The organism is Syntrophomonas curvata (genome assembly GCF_052976825.1).
Window position 1 is genome coordinate 228103 of the sequence record NZ_CM129641.1, and the last position, 16301, is coordinate 244403.

Annotated in this window: 15 protein-coding genes and 1 pseudogene; all 16 read left to right on the forward strand. The window is 41.8% G+C overall.

Annotated features, from left to right (window positions below; translation table 11 throughout):
* The first annotated feature begins 2 nt into the window (after window positions 1–2).
* The 16 genes and pseudogenes from wecB (at window position 3) to ACU70B_RS01235 (ending at window position 16173) form a co-directional block, all read left to right on the forward strand.
* Complete coding sequence (wecB, locus tag ACU70B_RS01160; RefSeq protein WP_447184539.1) at window positions 3–1121, forward strand: non-hydrolyzing UDP-N-acetylglucosamine 2-epimerase; 1119 nt, start codon at window positions 3–5, stop codon at window positions 1119–1121.
* Between the two features lie 41 nt (window positions 1122–1162).
* A complete protein-coding gene (locus tag ACU70B_RS01165; protein WP_447184540.1) occupies window positions 1163–2503 on the forward strand; it encodes a glycosyltransferase family 4 protein in 1341 nt (446 codons plus the stop codon).
* The gene (locus tag ACU70B_RS01170; RefSeq protein ID WP_447184541.1) at window positions 2430–3575 is read left to right on the forward strand and encodes a glycosyltransferase; all 1146 of its coding nucleotides are present in this window, start codon (window positions 2430–2432) and stop codon (window positions 3573–3575) included. Before ACU70B_RS01165 ends, ACU70B_RS01170 begins: the two co-directional genes overlap by 74 nt.
* A 17-nt stretch (window positions 3576–3592) precedes the next feature.
* On the forward strand, window positions 3593–4891 hold the full coding sequence (locus tag ACU70B_RS01175) for a hypothetical protein (RefSeq protein WP_447184542.1): 1299 nt from the start codon (window positions 3593–3595) through the stop codon (window positions 4889–4891).
* 58 nt (window positions 4892–4949) lie between these two features.
* Window positions 4950–5852, forward strand: coding sequence for an NAD-dependent epimerase/dehydratase family protein (locus ACU70B_RS01180; RefSeq protein WP_447184543.1), 903 nt, complete (start codon window positions 4950–4952; stop codon window positions 5850–5852).
* Between the two features lie 95 nt (window positions 5853–5947).
* Window positions 5948–7096, forward strand: a complete 1149-nt coding sequence (locus ACU70B_RS01185; protein ID WP_447185677.1) for a glycosyltransferase — start codon at window positions 5948–5950, stop codon at window positions 7094–7096.
* The gene (locus ACU70B_RS01190; RefSeq protein WP_447184544.1) at window positions 7081–7752 is read left to right on the forward strand and encodes a sugar transferase; all 672 of its coding nucleotides are present in this window, start codon (window positions 7081–7083) and stop codon (window positions 7750–7752) included. The genes ACU70B_RS01185 and ACU70B_RS01190 overlap by 16 nt, the downstream gene beginning before the upstream one ends.
* Before the next feature lie 83 nt (window positions 7753–7835).
* Window positions 7836–8498 (forward strand): acetyltransferase, encoded by a 663-nt coding sequence (locus tag ACU70B_RS01195; protein ID WP_447184545.1) that lies wholly within the window; start codon window positions 7836–7838, stop codon window positions 8496–8498.
* An 8-nt stretch (window positions 8499–8506) separates the two neighbouring features.
* Entirely contained in the window at window positions 8507–9661 is a 1155-nt protein-coding gene (locus ACU70B_RS01200; RefSeq protein WP_447184546.1) for a DegT/DnrJ/EryC1/StrS family aminotransferase, read from the forward strand.
* A 105-nt stretch (window positions 9662–9766) separates the two neighbouring features.
* Window positions 9767–10866, forward strand: a pseudogene (locus tag ACU70B_RS01205) (IS3 family transposase).
* 42 nt (window positions 10867–10908) lie between these two features.
* Window positions 10909–11352, forward strand: coding sequence for an FAD-dependent oxidoreductase (locus tag ACU70B_RS01210; RefSeq protein ID WP_447185678.1), 444 nt, complete (start codon window positions 10909–10911; stop codon window positions 11350–11352).
* Between the two features lie 231 nt (window positions 11353–11583).
* Window positions 11584–11739, forward strand: coding sequence for a hypothetical protein (locus tag ACU70B_RS01215; RefSeq protein ID WP_447184547.1), 156 nt, complete (start codon window positions 11584–11586; stop codon window positions 11737–11739).
* 306 nt (window positions 11740–12045) lie between these two features.
* Complete coding sequence (locus tag ACU70B_RS01220; RefSeq protein ID WP_447184548.1) at window positions 12046–12555, forward strand: hypothetical protein; 510 nt, start codon at window positions 12046–12048, stop codon at window positions 12553–12555.
* A 358-nt stretch (window positions 12556–12913) separates the two neighbouring features.
* Complete coding sequence (locus tag ACU70B_RS01225) at window positions 12914–13462, forward strand: hypothetical protein (protein WP_447184549.1); 549 nt, start codon at window positions 12914–12916, stop codon at window positions 13460–13462.
* A 45-nt stretch (window positions 13463–13507) separates the two neighbouring features.
* A complete protein-coding gene (locus tag ACU70B_RS01230) occupies window positions 13508–14128 on the forward strand; it encodes a hypothetical protein (protein WP_447184550.1) in 621 nt (206 codons plus the stop codon).
* A 572-nt stretch (window positions 14129–14700) separates the two neighbouring features.
* Window positions 14701–16173, forward strand: coding sequence for an S-layer homology domain-containing protein (locus tag ACU70B_RS01235; RefSeq protein WP_447184551.1), 1473 nt, complete (start codon window positions 14701–14703; stop codon window positions 16171–16173).
* Window positions 16174–16301 lie beyond the last annotated feature (128 nt).

Sequence of the window (16301 nt, forward strand, 5' to 3'; positions counted from 1 at the left end):
AAATGAAGATTGTTACAATTATTGGTGCCAGGCCGCAGTTTATAAAAGCGGCAACCGTTTCTCGCGCAGTAACGGAATATAATAAATCGCTAACTCATAACCAGAAGCCAATAGAAGAATTCCTGGTTCATACCGGACAGCATTATGACGAAAACATGTCGGATGTGTTTTTCGAAGAATTAGATATACCGCAACCGGATTACCACTTGGGGATAGGCTCTGCCAGTCACGGAGCCCAAACGGGTAGGATGTTGGAAGAGATTGAAAAGGTGCTGCTCAATAAAGAACCGGAAAGGGTACTGGTGTATGGCGATACGAATTCGACCTTGGCCGGGGCGTTAGCAGCAGCCAAGTTACATATCCCGGTAGCTCATGTGGAGGCAGGTTTGAGATCATTTAACCGGCAGATGCCGGAAGAAATAAACCGGGTACTTACCGACCATATAGCAGACATGCTGTTTGCTCCTACACAAACGGCAGTTGAGAACCTTAAGAACGAAGGTATAAGCGAAGAGAAGATTTTTCTAGTTGGGGATGTGATGTACGATGCATCATTATATTACGGGAAAAGGGTTACGGAGAAAAGTAACATACTCGAACAGAACCATCTTCAGCCCCGGCAGTACATATTGACCACTATTCACCGAGCTGAGAATACCGATGACCCTGTACGGTTAAGGACAATTTTTGAAGGCTTATCTCAGATAGCAGAGGAAATCCCGGTAGTACTGCCTCTGCATCCTCGCACGCAGGCCGCATTAATCCGGGAAAACTTATACAAAACGGTCATTGATTCTTTGGTTGTTATTCCACCAATTGGTTACCTGGACATGGTTATGTTAGAGAAAAATGCTCGCCTTATTGCTACCGATTCCGGTGGGGTACAGAAGGAAGCATATTTTTATAGTGTACCATGTATCACTGTGCGGCAGGAGACAGAATGGATAGAACTAGTAGATATGGGTTGTAATATTTTGGTGGAACCACATAGTCTAGTCTGGTTTATCCGCGAAATTAAAGAATATGTTTCATTAAATGGGATTTTGGGTAATTGCCCGTACGGGAATGGATACTCGGCGAAAAAGATTATTAATTATCTGAGTCATCATCAAACAGTATAACGTGCAATAATTATTATACTTTTATGAAACCGGGGGATATCATGCAAGACAATAGGATTTTATTAATAAGCAATACTTTCTTTTTAAAGGCCGGAAATCAAAGTTTATATAATACGGTTATGGGATTGGAAAAAAATGGGTTCACTATAACAATAATAACTTGTGCAAATGGAAATGAATATCTCACTTTTGACGAAATAAAAGATAGCAATATTTATATTATTCCTGTTTATTTATACTCCCAAATTATTTATAGACATATAAAAAACTCCTTTGTAATAAAAAAATTAACAAGATTATACAAAAATCTATTTTCAAAAGATTATGTGACGCCAAGAAATACTTATACGGATAATCAATCAACTTTTAGTAATGATCATAATCAATGGAAGAGTATTGTTGCCTTATTAGAGTTTATGATTCGAACTAGGTTGATTTTAAAAAAACATGTACGTTATGATGTTTTGTGGGGATACGAACGAACCGGAGCGATTATAACCAACCATATTAGGAGGAAAATACCACATAATTTATTTATTACGAGTTTTCAGGGAACCGTAATATATCCATATATAAGGATATATAGGAAATGGCGGTTAATTAAAGAATTTCCATTAGAATACTTTTCCCATAAAATCAACGCTGATTTAATTATTATGACTAATGACGGAACCCAAGGAGATAAGGTTTTGGAAACATTTGGGCATAATAAAGCTAATATTATTTTTATACCAAATGGTGTACAAATTAATAATTATTCGCAAGATATAGCCATTAATAATAATATTATGGGAATTATATCAAAAAATAAATATACATTTGTTACGGCCTCAAGATTAGTTACCTGGAAACGAATTGATAGATCTATTGAAGTTTTTAAAGAATTGCTAACATTAGAACCAGAATCTCATCTAATCATAGTAGGAGATGGTCCAGAAAAACAAAATATAGAACTATTAATTGATAAGTATTCGCTAAGTAACAATATTACTCTAACAGGGTTTCTAAGCCATCAAAGCACATTACAAGTAATGAAGAATGCTTCTATGCTTTTTTCATTTTGTGATTTTTCCAATATGACTAACTCTATTCAGGAGGCAGCTTATTTAAACATACCAGTTGCTACAATTAATGATGGTAGTACTAACTCTGTTCTTACCGAACAAAATTCAGTAAAGGCAAATATAAGCGAAGGTTTTGCTAGAGAAATATCCTCCAAAATAATACTTTTTCTTGAAAACTCAGATCGAAATAGGCATAGTAACAAGATTACATTTACATGGGATGAAAGGATGAATACAATTTCATATGAAATTAGAAGGCGATTACAATCAAATAAACGTGATAATTTTAAGAACAACAGCCATAGACCCGGAACCTAGAGTGGAAAAGACAGCAAAATGGTTACAAGAAGATGGATTTAGAGTAACTATATTAGGATGGGATAGAGAAGGGACTAGCAATATTAGAGACGGTCTTAATGGAATAACAATTGAAAGAAGTCGGTATAAAGGAAAATACGGAGGTGGGCTGGGAAATTTATTTGGTCTAGTACAGTTTAATATACATATATTGATAAGATTATTTCACTCCAAACCGGAAATTGTTCATGCCTGTGATTTAGATACATTACTTCCAGCCCTTTTATATTGTAAATTTAATAGAAAAAAAATTGTTTATGATATTTTTGATTTCTATTCTGAATCGCGCCAAGTAGGTAAGCTAAAAGAAACAATTAAGAATCTAGAAAGATGGGCATGCCAAAAGTGTGACAGCATTATAATAGTTCATGAAAAGCGGATTGAACAGCTTGGATCGATTTCAGATAATCTTTGTAATAAGATGGAAGTAATATATAATACCCCCGAAGAAATAAAACTCAATAATATTGATAGTCAACCGGATTATTTTTGTTATGTGGGAGTTTTGCATCCCGATAGAGGAATAGACCATATTATCAAAGTTACCAAGCAAATCCCAACAGTAAGGTTCATATATGCAGGATATGGACCATTAGAGAATGAACTAGCACTGCTATCATCAAATGTTACGAATATTGAATTTATGGGGCGGGTAGATTATGATACTGCGTTAAGACTTGAAGCCGGTGCGTTAGCGATAGTTGCTTTTTACGATTCTAGTTTGGGTGGAAATAATCTTTTTGCAGCACCTAACAAATTATTTGAGGCATTAATGTTGGGAAAGCCATTGATTACATCAGAGGGTACATTACTTGCAGATATAGTTAAATCGGAGGATATTGGTTATGTCGTACCTTTTGGCGATGAGGAATTGTTAGGTAAAACACTCTTACACATAGTAAACAATCCTATAGAAGTTGAGCAAAAAGGCAAACGAGCAAAATATTTATATGATATAAAATATTCTGCTAATCTTGCAAAAGAAAGGCTTTTAGGTATTTATAATAAGATAGCAGATATTGTTTCTGACTGATAATATGGAGGACTGTTTTGCTAGTAATAATTATATTAATAGCGGTGTTAATATTTTGGCTTCTAGTGGCTCTACCGCGTAAACAGTTTAAGTCTCTATTATGGATTTTGCTTATTACAGGTATTTGGTCTGCAACATGGTTATTATTATTACAATATGAATTAATAATAGCTGGTTCAACAACAGGTACCTACGGAGGCGATGCTACTTACTATTATAATGCCATGTATATCGGTTATATTGCGGACAATCCAACCCAGGCTATTTCGTCTTATTATAATCAGTTATACATTTGGCTCGGAATAATTATATGTAAGACCTCGCCCTTTTTTAGTATTATATGGGTAAAGATCGGTAACATTGTGTTGTTACTTTATATTATTAGCATGATATATATAATGCTTTATAGAGCAGGAGTACCTAGACAAATAACGGCTTTTATTTGCTTATTTGCAGGATTGAATGGCATTGTAACCTGGATGTGTATAAGAAATCTAAAGGATACCTTGTTCCTTTTTTTCTTAGTATTCAATTGTTTCATTGCGGTTAACTTCTATAGTTTCTACAAACGGAAGGCGATAAAGAGTATAATCATATTTTCCTTTTTTTTAATTTTACTTTCTATTATTCTATCAAGCTGGTTTAGGGATATTCGACAATGGGCTTACATTATTCCTTGGTTGATAATGATAAGCTTATTAGTAAGGATACTAATGGATAATAGGTCAATTAATCGAGGTATACCTATATTAGGTGCCAGCGTTATATTGTTATTACCAATAATTATTCCTACTGTTATTGGTACTGATGTTATTAGTAGTTTTGAAACATATGCTAGCACAATAGGCTTAGGGGAGAAAACAGGTCATAGTTTGATTAACGGAATAATCGTAGGTCTGTTAAGATTCGTTATTGGACCTGGTCCCATTAGGGCGATGATGGGTAATGATACATTTTTAGTAACGACTAATATAGGCAATATTTTAATATTTTTAGGAGCCCTAATGTGGTGGCTTGTTATTCCGCTGATGGTATTAAGAATTAAGGAGTTAATAAAGATAATTCCTAAAGAAATTATTATAGTTACCCCATTTTTAACATATGTTTTTATTTACATATATGTCTATCAAGGCTCTGTAGAAACCAGATTTCGTGCTGTCTTATATATCGTTAGTATGCTTTTATGGGGGCTAACATATGCTTACTATCAGCCAAAAGTTAGTAAAACTCATAATATTCAGTTAGCCTATATAATTTGTGCTTTTGCTGTTTTCGCATTGGGAACAGCAGCAACGTATTTTTCATTAAGCTACTAGTTAGATGTTTCGTATGCTAGTTAGGTTATATTATTAACAATAATTATTAGGAGTAAGAATGAAAACAATAGTTACTGGCGGAGCAGGTTTTATCGGTTCTCATCTGGTAGATGCCTTACTGGATAAAGGAGAAGAAGTTCATGTAGTGGATGATTTATCTACTGGCAGACAGGGGAATCTAAACCCCGCTGCGTCTTTGCATAAATTAGACATTTGTGATCCGGGGTTGAGTGAATTAACATACAGTATTCAGCCGGAAGTAGTATTTCATCTAGCTGCTCAGGTCAGTGTACCACGCTCGATGGATAATCCGTATGAGGATACCAGGGTAAATGTCCTGGGAACAGTAAACCTACTGGAAGCCTGTGTACAGGCGGGAGTGAAGAGGGTTATTTTTTCATCATCGGCGGCGGTATATGGTATGCCGCAGTATTTGCCAGTAGATGAAGAACATCCTCTAATTACGATTTCCACTTATGGAACTAGTAAAGTAACAGCGGAAAAATACTTACAGCTATATAATCGCCTATACGGTCTGGAGTATGTTATTCTACGATATGCCAATGTATTTGGCCCCAGGCAGGATGCAGATGGAGAGGGCGGAGTAGTATCAATATTTGCTCAGGCAATGCGAAATAGACTGCCGCTAAAGATTTACGGCGATGGGGAGCAAACCCGTGATTTTATATATGTTAAGGATATAGTTAGGGCAAATCTGGCTGCATTACCATGTAGCTCCGCTATTACTGTAAATATAAGTACGGAAAAAGCCACTTCCGTTAATCAACTGGCGAATATTGTGAATAAAATAGGTAATTTCTCCAGTTCAATTAAGCATGAACCTGTACGAACAGGAGACATACGCGACAGTATCTTGTGTAATAACCGCGCCAAAAAAGAACTGCATTGGGAGCCCGTTTACACTTTGGAAGAAGGGCTTTATGAAATGTTGGAGTTATAGGCTTGATAAAACGTGTTTTGCATAATCGCTATAAGTAGGAGGGGGTATTAACAGTTTCCAGGAAAGTTTTATTTGTAACAACTGTACCGAATACTATAAGAGCCTTCCTCTTACCCTTTGCTAGCTATTTTCGAAACATGGGATGGACTGTTGATGCGGCATCTGCAGGGATAAGTAGTTTTGATGAATGTGTTGAAGCATTTGATAAGGTTTGGGAAATGCAGTGGTCACGAACTCCGCTGGATTTTAATAATTTTTTTAATGCTCCCAAATCAATACGGGAAATTGTAAGACAAGAAGGTTATGAAATAGTACACGTTCATACACCTATAGCAGCATTTATGACCCGCTGGGCTTTGCGTAAGGAGAGAAGGAATAATAAACTTAAGGTGATTTATACTGCGCATGGATTCCATTTTATTAAAGGAACTCCTTTTTATAAAAACCTTTTATTCATTATTCTCGAAAAGTTGGCAGGAAATTGGACGGATTATTTGGTTGTTATTAATAAAGATGACCAGGAGGCTGCCTTAAAGTATCGTATTGTTAAAGAAACTAATTTGGTATATATACCTGGAATTGGAATAGATAGTGCATATTATAATCCTAATATTATTTCGGAAGACGATTTACATGAAGTTAGAAATGAAATAGGGTTGGATGAGAACGATAAATATTTTTTAATGGTGGGAGAATTTAATAACAATAAATGTCAAACTGAGGCGGTAAAGGCTCTATATAAGTTGAATAAGCCTGGTATCAATTTAGTTTTTGCAGGTGATGGCTCTACTATGGTAGCGGTTAAAGATTTATCTGAGTATCTTGGAGTCTGGGAGAAGGTTTATTTTTTAGGTCATAGGAATGATATCCCTCGCTTAATAAAGGGTTCCATAGCCTTGCTGTTGACGTCAAGGCGAGAAGGCCTTCCCCGATGCATATTAGAAGCAATGAGTTTGGAAGTACCTATTATTGCTACAAATATAAGAGGTACGAGAGAGTTATTAGCAGATGGTGCAGGGATTTTCTATCAGGTTGGGAATATTGGAGAGCTGCGGAATGCTATGCAGTATATTATCGATAACCCAGAAGTGGCACAAGAAATGGGTAAGGCCGGCAGAAAACAAGTGTTAGACCAATATGAATTAGGAAAAATCATTCAAATGCATGAAGAGTTATATGTTAGAGCCCTTGGTTATTATAGCAAGCCAATGGTTGGGGAGGGGAGAGCATGTACCCGGTTATAAAACGATGTATAGATATAGTAGTAGCCGGACTGGGGCTGATTGTGCTATCTCCTCTATTGGCGATTGTGGCGGTTGCTGTTTGGATGCAGATGGGATGGCCGGTGATGTTTCAGCAGATGCGACCGGAGCTAAATGGTCAGCCTTTCTGTATGTATAAGTTTCGCACTATGAGTAATAAACAGGATGAGCAGGGTAATCTCCTACCTGATGAGCAAAGGCTTACCTCCCTGGGCAAATTCCTACGTAAGACCAGCTTGGACGAACTTCCTGAATTATTTAATGTACTTAAGGGTGATATGAGCCTGGTAGGACCGCGCCCCTTGTTGATGCAGTACCTGGAGCGCTATACCCTGGAGCAGGCCCGGCGGCACGAGGTAAAGCCGGGGATTACCGGCTGGGCCCAGATAAATGGACGTAATGCCATTAGCTGGGAAGAGAAGTTTGCCCTGGATATCTGGTATGTTGATAATCGGTCGTTTTGGCTGGATATTAAAATATTGGCTGTTACTATAGGGAAGGTATTTCAGCGAGAAGGGATTTCAGCCCGGGGGGAAGCAACTATGCCGGAGTTTATGGGGGTTTATAAACAGGAAACATATAATGAAGTTCATCAGAGTGCTTTACAAGCTGCAGCGGTGAAAGATAATAATTGCTAGGTCGGACTCAACTCAAGTTGGGTGGTATTAAATGGGGCGGAACGGTTTACAGCAGGAATATTGGGCAGGGAGAAACAAAGACAATGGTTAGTGATTTAAAACCTTTAGTAATAGTTGGCGCGGGAGGCCTGGGTCGAGAGGTGGCCTGGCTGGTAGCGGATATTAATGGCCAAAAACCAGAGTGGAATTTCATGGGATTTGTTGATGATGGAGTGCAGGGGAATACGGTGGAAGGATATCCGAGCCTTGGCCCGGTGGAGCATCTTTTTAATATGTCGGCAGATATATGGACGGCGGTAGCTATAGCCGATTCCCGAGTCAGGATGAAATTTGTCCGACAAATTCAGGATCAGGGGAGAAAACTGGCTACTCTGGTGCACCCCTTAGTCAGCATGTCGGACTATGTAAAAATAGGTTCCGGTTCAATTATATGTTCGGGGGCAGTCATAACTACTAATGTAAGTTTGGGACAATCTACAATAATTAACCTCGGATGTTTTATCGGCCATGATACTGAACTGCACGATTATGTCAGCCTGATGCCGGCTGCCAATCTGGCCGGGGAGGTCAGGGTAGGCGAGGGCTGTTATTTCGGGCTTAATTCCTGCGTGATCAACCGTACTACTATTGGAGAATGGAGTGTAATAGGAGCCGGGGCTACGGTGGCAGATGATATTCCTGCTTACTCACTGGCAGTAGGGGTGCCGGCGCGGGTAATAAAAAAGATAAACAGATTAGGAGAATAACGATTATCATGGAAACAACTAATAGAATTTACCTCTGTCCCCCGCACATGAGCGGATACGAGATGGGGTACATAAAGGAAGCTTTTGATACTAACTGGATAGCTCCGCTGGGTCCGCAGGTGGATGCTTTTGAAAATGAAATGGCACAATACATAAACTGCCGGGCGCTGGCGGTGAGCTCGGGGACAGCAGCTCTTCATCTGGCCTTAAGGTTGCTGGGAGTAGAGCAGAGGGATATGGTTTTTTGTTCGTCATTAACCTTTATTGGCAGTGTAAACCCGGTTCTGTATTTAGGGGCAGAGCCGGTTTTTATTGATTCAGAGCCGGAGAGCTGGAACATGTCGCCGGTTGCTTTGAAAAAAGCCTTTACCTGGGCTAAGAGTACAGGACGGATGCCGAAAGCGGTTATTATTGTAGATTTGTATGGGCAGAGTGCGGATTTTGAGCCATTACTTAATATATGTAATGAGTATGGTGTGCCAGTTGTAGAGGACGCTGCCGAAGCCCTGGGAGCTTCCTATAATGGTAAAGCTTGTGGAACCTTGGGCCGCTTTGGGGTATTCTCTTTTAATGGCAATAAAATCATAACTACTTCTGGTGGTGGTATGCTGGTTTCCGATGATGAAGGGGCTTTAAAAAAGGCTCTCTTCTGGGCTACGCAGGCTCGGGACCCAGCTCCCTGGTATCAGCATTCGGAGATGGGATACAATTACCGGATGAGTAATATTGCGGCGGCTATTGGCCGGGGGCAATTACAGGTACTGGATGATAGGGTAAATGCCCACCGGCTTATTTTTGAACGCTATAACGAGGCCCTGGGGAATATACTGGGGGCGGATTTTATGCCTGAGCCTGACTACAGCCGGTCTAATCGCTGGCTTACAGTTATGGCCCTGGATGCGGAAATATGTAAGGTAGCGCCTATGGAAGTTATCAATGCTCTGGTTTCGGACGATATTGAATCCCGTCCGGTATGGAAGCCTATGCATCTGCAGCCGTTGTTTGCCGGTTGTAAATATTTTACTCATGGTGATGGGGAGAGTATTGCGGATAGATTATTTGCTTCAGGTCTATGTTTACCTTCTGGTTCTGGCATGACGGAAGAAAAGCAGCAGCGGGTGATAGAAGTGGTGAGGGGTAAAGTATTAGGGGTAAAGGGTTAGGCGGTTTATTATTTCGGTTGCTTGTACCCTTATGACCTGCTCCCCAAAAACTGATCCACCTGTAATGTTAGTTTGAAGTAAAATTAACACACAGGAGTGATTGAGATGAAGAAGGGACGTTTTACCGAGGAACAGATTATTGGCATTTTGAAACTGCATTAAAATGGTGTCAAGGTTACTGATATCATCCGCCAGTATGGCATCAGCGAACAGACTTTTTACCGCTGGAAATCAAAGTATGGCGGCATGGAAGTCAGCGATGCCAAACGCCTTAAACAGCTTGAAGATGAAAACCGCCGCCTCAAGCAGCTAGTTGGAGAACTCTCACTAGACAACCAGGCGCTGAAGTACATAATAGAAAAAAACCGATAGAACCTGCACGCGGACGCCATCTGGTTCAGGGCCTCCAAGACACATTGGGGCTTAGTGAACGCAGAGCGTGCAGGTTGGTTGGCATAGGACGTTCTACATATCGTTATCAAAGTCAGGCCTCAACTGAGAACGAAGAGATTAAAAACCGTTTAACTGAGTTAGCATTAACATGGCGCCGTTTCGGTTATCGTCGCTTACACGTCCTGATGCAGCGGGAAGGCTGGCAAGTCAATCATAAGCGTATTTACCGTCTGTACCGCAATGCAGGGTTATCTGTGCGCCGCCGTAAGAGAAAAAGAGTATATCTTGATCGAGGGAAACCTGAGGTCGTCCTGGCCATTCCTAATCAGCGATGGTCTATGGATTTTGTTACTGATACCACCTCATCGGGACAGCGTTTTCGTATCCTGGTAGTCCTTGATGAAGGTACCCGTGAATGTCTAGCCTGTGAAGTAGATACCTCCTTGACTGGTGAAAGAGTCGCCAGGGTTTTAGATCGCTTGGCAAATGATCGTGTTTATCCTAAAGAAATCCTGTCTGATAATGGACCCGAATTTACTGGATTAGTACTGAATCAGTGGGCTTACTCCCATCGTGTGGCTCAGCTGTTCATTCAACCCGGTAAACCTATGCAAAATGGCTATGTCGAAAGCTTTAATGGCAAACTTCGCGATGAATGCCTAAACGAGCACTGGTTCAGGTCTGTTGGTGAAGCCAGACGGCTGATAGAGTCATGGCGAATGTCTTACAATCATTATCGACCACATAGTGCTCTGAATAATATGACTCCAACTGAGTTTTGTACCAACCTAAATCGGGAAAAGGCTTCATAAAACTAACATTTACAGTGGTACAGTACCTGGGGGCAGGTCAGGATAAGTAAGGTAAGCGGCATACATATCGTGATTGACCGTTTGCTGGTGCCGGACTGTATGTTCTTGCAGACCGGCAGCCGCCGTATTTTCTTCATGATTCCCTGGCAGGGGCGGCAAACTATTATTGGTACTACGGAGAGGTTGGAGAGCTGCAGTTGTGATGAGGTGAAAATTAATGAAGCAGATATTGATTACCTTTTAGACTGTGCCAATAGTTATTTGCAGGAACCGCTGCGGCGGGAGGATGTGTGCCAGGCTTTTTTGGGCATTCGGCCTTTGATAAAGGGGAAGCATGAGACAGATGCTACCAGCATGAGCCGGGATTATAAGATAGAGGTGATAGACCGGGACCAGTCCCGTCTTATTAACGTCTACGGGGGTAAGCTAACTACCTGCCTCAGCATGGCGGAGAAGGTAGCGGCACAGTTTAAGCCGGATAATTAATTTCCAATTGTTTATTTATCGCAGCCTGAAAGAAATACGTAAGTGTTTGCAAAATATCGAAGCCCAGATTGCCGAAGAAGAACCCAGTTATCATCATATACTGGGTCAGACTTAACTGACCAGTTTAACCGACAGGGATGGCCCTTTTTGACTCATCATTGGTTATTGTGTATGAGCTCGCTGGTAAATGATAATACCATCCCTGTCTGTCATTTAAACGATGAGGAGAGGATGAAGTACCTAGGAACGACAGAGTTGCCACGGGTGCTTTTGATAGATAATGATGCTCAGTGCGGTTTATCGGTTTCCTGCCTGGGGGAAAAGGAATACGAAGATTTAATTTTTGTCAAGAAGATGGGAACGATCAGCGATTTATACCTGCCTTAAATGCGATGTTCAGCGGCAGAGTGGAGGGATATAAGCCCACGGAATTGATTGGCATTATTGCCAACCGGGTTAAAGAATATAATCAGGAGCCCAAGAGCAGTCAGTTTAATGTCTTAAACCGACTTTATGATTCCTTCGGGGACATGGTTTTTCAAAACTATGTGACTGAGGGCGATGGGATAACCAATGCCTCGCAGCTGGGTTATCCGGTTTATGCGGTGGCAAACTCCAGTAGCGTTGCCCGCAAACAGGCAGATGCTATGCTAGCAGTTTGTGTGAAATGCTGGAAAGGATTTGCAGGTAGTTATGAAAGTAGGAAACATACTGGATATCATAATAAAACTGGTGCCTATCCTAAAGTATTACCGGGATAGGTCCCTAAGCGAAATGCTGGATGATATTTACGGCAAATGTTGTGTGAATGACCAGGTATCTGATTCTCTTTTCCCGACCCCGGGAAGAGTGAGAAAGGCGGATAAGGAAAAGCCGAGATTACAGGATGCAGGTACATTGATGAAGAAAATGAACCGGGAGGAAAGAATTGATTTCCTTAATGTATATACTGTAGTCGAGTTAAAACGAATTGCTGCCGACTTGAATATCAAAATTAAGTCTCGTATGAACAAGCCGGAGGTAATCAAAAAAATCGCCGACCTGGCAGGTACCCCGGCATATACAACTACAGCTGCGCATATAGCGGCAGAATCAGGCGGAGGCGGCAAACAGGCGGGCCAAGCTACTGGCCGCTTGGGAGCGGCAGCAGCAGGTAGCAGACATGGCGCAGGAGCAAATCGTCGATTTCTTAAGAGGATTTAATAAATCGGACATTTTTGAGATATCACGCCGATTGCATTTACAGATACCGTCCAGTAATAGCAAGGATAATATTATTTTGTTAATAGCCAAGCATTTGGGATACAAGGATATAAACAGGAGGATGGCTGAACGACCCCGGAGATGGTAAAGATTTAGTTTCGATACGTCGGAATTTCCGGCGTTTTTTTGTGGCGGGAAACCAATAAAATATAGTCGGAGTTGCGTGGGTTAATTGTCTAAATAGAATACAATAACAACAAATAATTAAGAAAATATTGACAAAAAGCATTTACATAAAGTGGAACCGATGCTAATATGTATTTAGATTGGCTGTAATTGTTTAGGAGGAGGGCGGGGGATGGCAGATAATAACCAACAGAATGTGGATAAAAATGAACTTATAAGCATTAACCGCCAGTGGTTGGAGCAAAAATATAGGGAACTGAAGGAGCGGGAGAAGAAGATAAAGCAGCTGGCAGAAGAATGTAAGATGATTCGTCTGGAGATGGACCCCATGGAGAAGTGGCTGGTGCAGATGGAGGGACAGGGGATAGTGGACGAATTAAGGGCCTCTCTGGCCGAACCGGTTCCGGAGCCGGTAGATGAAGCTGAAGTATTGGAAGAAGAAACGGACGATAGTAAGCATTTGACCGAATTGAAGGGGGATCCATTGCGTAACGAGGTAGTTTCGCTTTTGCGGCAGGCCTATCCCGGGATGCTGTATTACCGGGAGATACTGCAATGCCTGAAGGATATGGGCTACCAGGTAGGGGGGAAGGATCCGGGATTAAACCTTATAGCCCATATTTCTACCGATAAACGTGTGGTCCGGGGAAACAAAAGGGGCATGTACGGCCTGAGTAAAAGTTTTGCCCAGGAGTTGAATCCGGTTAAGGGTGAGAGCTGATCCTTCGGGAAATTATAATCTTACATCTGAAGGGGGAGGGGTAGTGTGGATTACATAAGGGTGGAACATATTCGGGATGATGTTATAGCTATTCGACCGGTATATTCAGATGAAGGGGATGTTAGCGAGGTAATTACCCGGAGCGGGGAGGTTTTGACAGACCGGCGCCAGATCCGGTCAGTTCTGAAGGGGCTGCTGCACAGCTATGGCCTGGATATCAAGTACCAGCACCAGCTCATAAAAGAGAGGCTGCAGCGCAAATCGGTAATGCCTTGTTTTCTGTCGGAGGAACGGGTGTTTATTCCCCTCAAAATGAGAAAAGCAGCCGTGCCCGGGGATCATGTATACGGTTATCTTGATGTCGGCAGTTTAAAGGAGATACCGTCAGAAGGCAAGAACAATTGCCTGCTGCTGCTGTCAAACGGTGCCTGTCTGGACGTACTGAGCAGTAAGGCCACCGTTCTTAAGGCTCAGGATAGTGGTAATAAGCTGAAAAAAATATTGAATGATAAAAGGCGGCACGGGGAGAATGAGCATTCCCGGCGACTGGTGGAATTGAGTCTCAAATTAGGCCAAACCCTAAGCGGGATTATGGAACAGATGGATCGGATTGAGCAGGGCATAAGTTATGTCCAGGAGGAAATGAGCCGCCGCGGAATAAGATAAACATCTGAGGTTTGTGCTAAACAGCGGTTTAGTGAACAAAATATAAGTCGATTTAGCAGGAATTGATAAAAGAAGATAGAATACACTAGCTAAAGCCGGAGCGGTTTCTCCCGAGTTTTATCTGGACATCTGCAAATTAGACCTTGTGTATTTGGCTGTATTTAGGTATGGTTAGATGTGGAACCTCGAAGTAATAGACTTCGTCAAAATAATAAGGCTTGCGAAACAGACGGAATATGGTAATGAACAGATGAGAAGCAAAGAATAAATCGGCAATAATCAGATAAGACCTGCCCGGAACCGAAGTAATTAAGAAAGCTGAGGGTAAGGGCTTTTTGTACTTTTTTATTGGGCTTTGGTCTTTACCGCCGCTCTGGTACCAGGCGGTGCGATAGACAGATACCTGCGAAAGGAGGGTAGTGGCAAGGTTCCTTAAAAACTTTTTCTTTGCAAAGAAAAGGCCCAATGTTGTTTGATTGGGGGTAACCCTGATCTCTTGTTTCCCTCTAACGTATCTAGCATACGTGGAGAAACAAAAAACCTAAGCGCAAGTCAAAAAAGGAGGGAAATTTGTGAAGTTATCACGCAAACCCAGAACAATGCTGGTTATGTTACTAATAGCAGTATTCCTGATGTCTTTCTCAGGTGTTGCTATGGCAACTCAGGGTGTAAACTGGGGAACCTGGTTAAACTATTACAGCACCGGTTCCAGTATTACCGGTACTGTATATGAAGATCAAGTTGGCGGAAATGTATACGCTGTTGTGTATGCCTCTATTTATGGACAGACTTATAACACCCCTGTAAATACCGTATCCCAGTCCATATATGGTACGGGCAGTAGTCCGGTCAACTTTTCTGTTCCCCTGTCTAGCTTTTCTAATTTAATGATTGGACAGAATTACACTGTAGCCTTGAAGGTTTACTCGGGAAATAGTCCCCAAACCATTAATTTTGGCGCCTTTAACTCCTATACCTCTCCGTCGTTCATGCTGACAGGCGGCGGCAGTGGTAGCGGAAGCGGCGGCGGGTCTACTCCTGCAACTCCGACTCCTCCGAACCTGAGTGCTACTTTAGGTAACCCGGTAAGCGTAACGGCAACCACTGGCGCTACTATCAGTGCAACCGGTGTAACTATTGCAATACCGGCCGGAGCTCTGGCGGCAGACGTTAAAGTTACCGTCAGCAAAGTAGCCGATACAGCCGGTCTGAAGCTTGATGCCGCTTCCAAACTGGTCAGTGACGTACTTGAAATCGTTAAGGATAAGACAGGTAACTTCAGTAAGGCTGTTACCATTACTCTGTCCTTCGATAAGAGCAAGGTTGACACCGATAAGTTTGATCTGAAATTATGCTACTATGATGAAGCTAATGACAAGTGGGTTCCATTGGATAACATCAAGGTCGATACCGCTAGTGGCAAAGTCAGTGGTGATACCACCCACTTTACCAAGTTTGCGGTAATAGCTTTCCCGAAGGAAGCTGATAAACCTGGTACTAAGCCGGTAGTCCTGAGTGATATTGCCAAGCACTGGGCTGAAGCCAATATCAAACAACTGGTTGACTCTGGCGCTATTGCAGGCTACCCGGATGGAACCTTCAAACCTGATAAGACCATAACCAGAGCTGAATTTGCTACGGTTGTGGTAAAAGCATTCGAACTTGATTCTGCCAATGGCAAGGTATTTGCCGACACCGCCAATCACTGGGCCAAGAAATACATAGCCACCGCAGCGGCGGCTGGTATTGTAAATGGCTACGGTGACAATAAGTTTGGTCCGGATGATCTCATTACCAGAGAACAAATGGCTGTGATGATTGTCAAGGCCGCCAAACTGACTGGCGATAATGGCAAGACCTTTGCCGATAGCGCTAAGATCGCTGCTTGGGCCAAGGGTGCGGTCTCCACTGCCAGTGCGGCAGGAGTCATCAACGGCTATCCTGACGGCAGCTTCAAGCCCCAGGGCAGTGCTACCAGAGCTGAAGCCGTAACCGTAATTGTGAAGGCAATAACCCCTGCCGCAGAAGGCAAGGGTGGTATGTAATACCTGCCACAATAATTACCTTATCATTAAAGCTCTGATTAACTAAATATCATTTAGTAATTCTAAGACCCTTCCGGTACTTTTCCGGAAGGGTCTTTCTTATTATCAAAAAAAAACCAAGGAAAACG

Coding starts and splice junctions, on each gene's coding strand:
- wecB (WP_447184539.1), top strand. CDS start 3: ATGAAGATTGTTACAATTATTGGTGCCAGGCCGCAGTTTATAAAAGCG.
- ACU70B_RS01165 (WP_447184540.1), top strand. CDS start 1,163: ATGCAAGACAATAGGATTTTATTAATAAGCAATACTTTCTTTTTAAAG.
- ACU70B_RS01170 (WP_447184541.1), top strand. CDS start 2,430: ATGAAATTAGAAGGCGATTACAATCAAATAAACGTGATAATTTTAAGA.
- ACU70B_RS01180 (WP_447184543.1), top strand. CDS start 4,950: ATGAAAACAATAGTTACTGGCGGAGCAGGTTTTATCGGTTCTCATCTG.
- ACU70B_RS01190 (WP_447184544.1), top strand. CDS start 7,081: ATGTACCCGGTTATAAAACGATGTATAGATATAGTAGTAGCCGGACTG.
- ACU70B_RS01195 (WP_447184545.1), top strand. CDS start 7,836: ATGGTTAGTGATTTAAAACCTTTAGTAATAGTTGGCGCGGGAGGCCTG.
- ACU70B_RS01200 (WP_447184546.1), top strand. CDS start 8,507: ATGGAAACAACTAATAGAATTTACCTCTGTCCCCCGCACATGAGCGGA.
- ACU70B_RS01215 (WP_447184547.1), top strand. CDS start 11,584: ATGAAGTACCTAGGAACGACAGAGTTGCCACGGGTGCTTTTGATAGAT.
- ACU70B_RS01220 (WP_447184548.1), top strand. CDS start 12,046: ATGAAAGTAGGAAACATACTGGATATCATAATAAAACTGGTGCCTATC.
- ACU70B_RS01225 (WP_447184549.1), top strand. CDS start 12,914: ATGGCAGATAATAACCAACAGAATGTGGATAAAAATGAACTTATAAGC.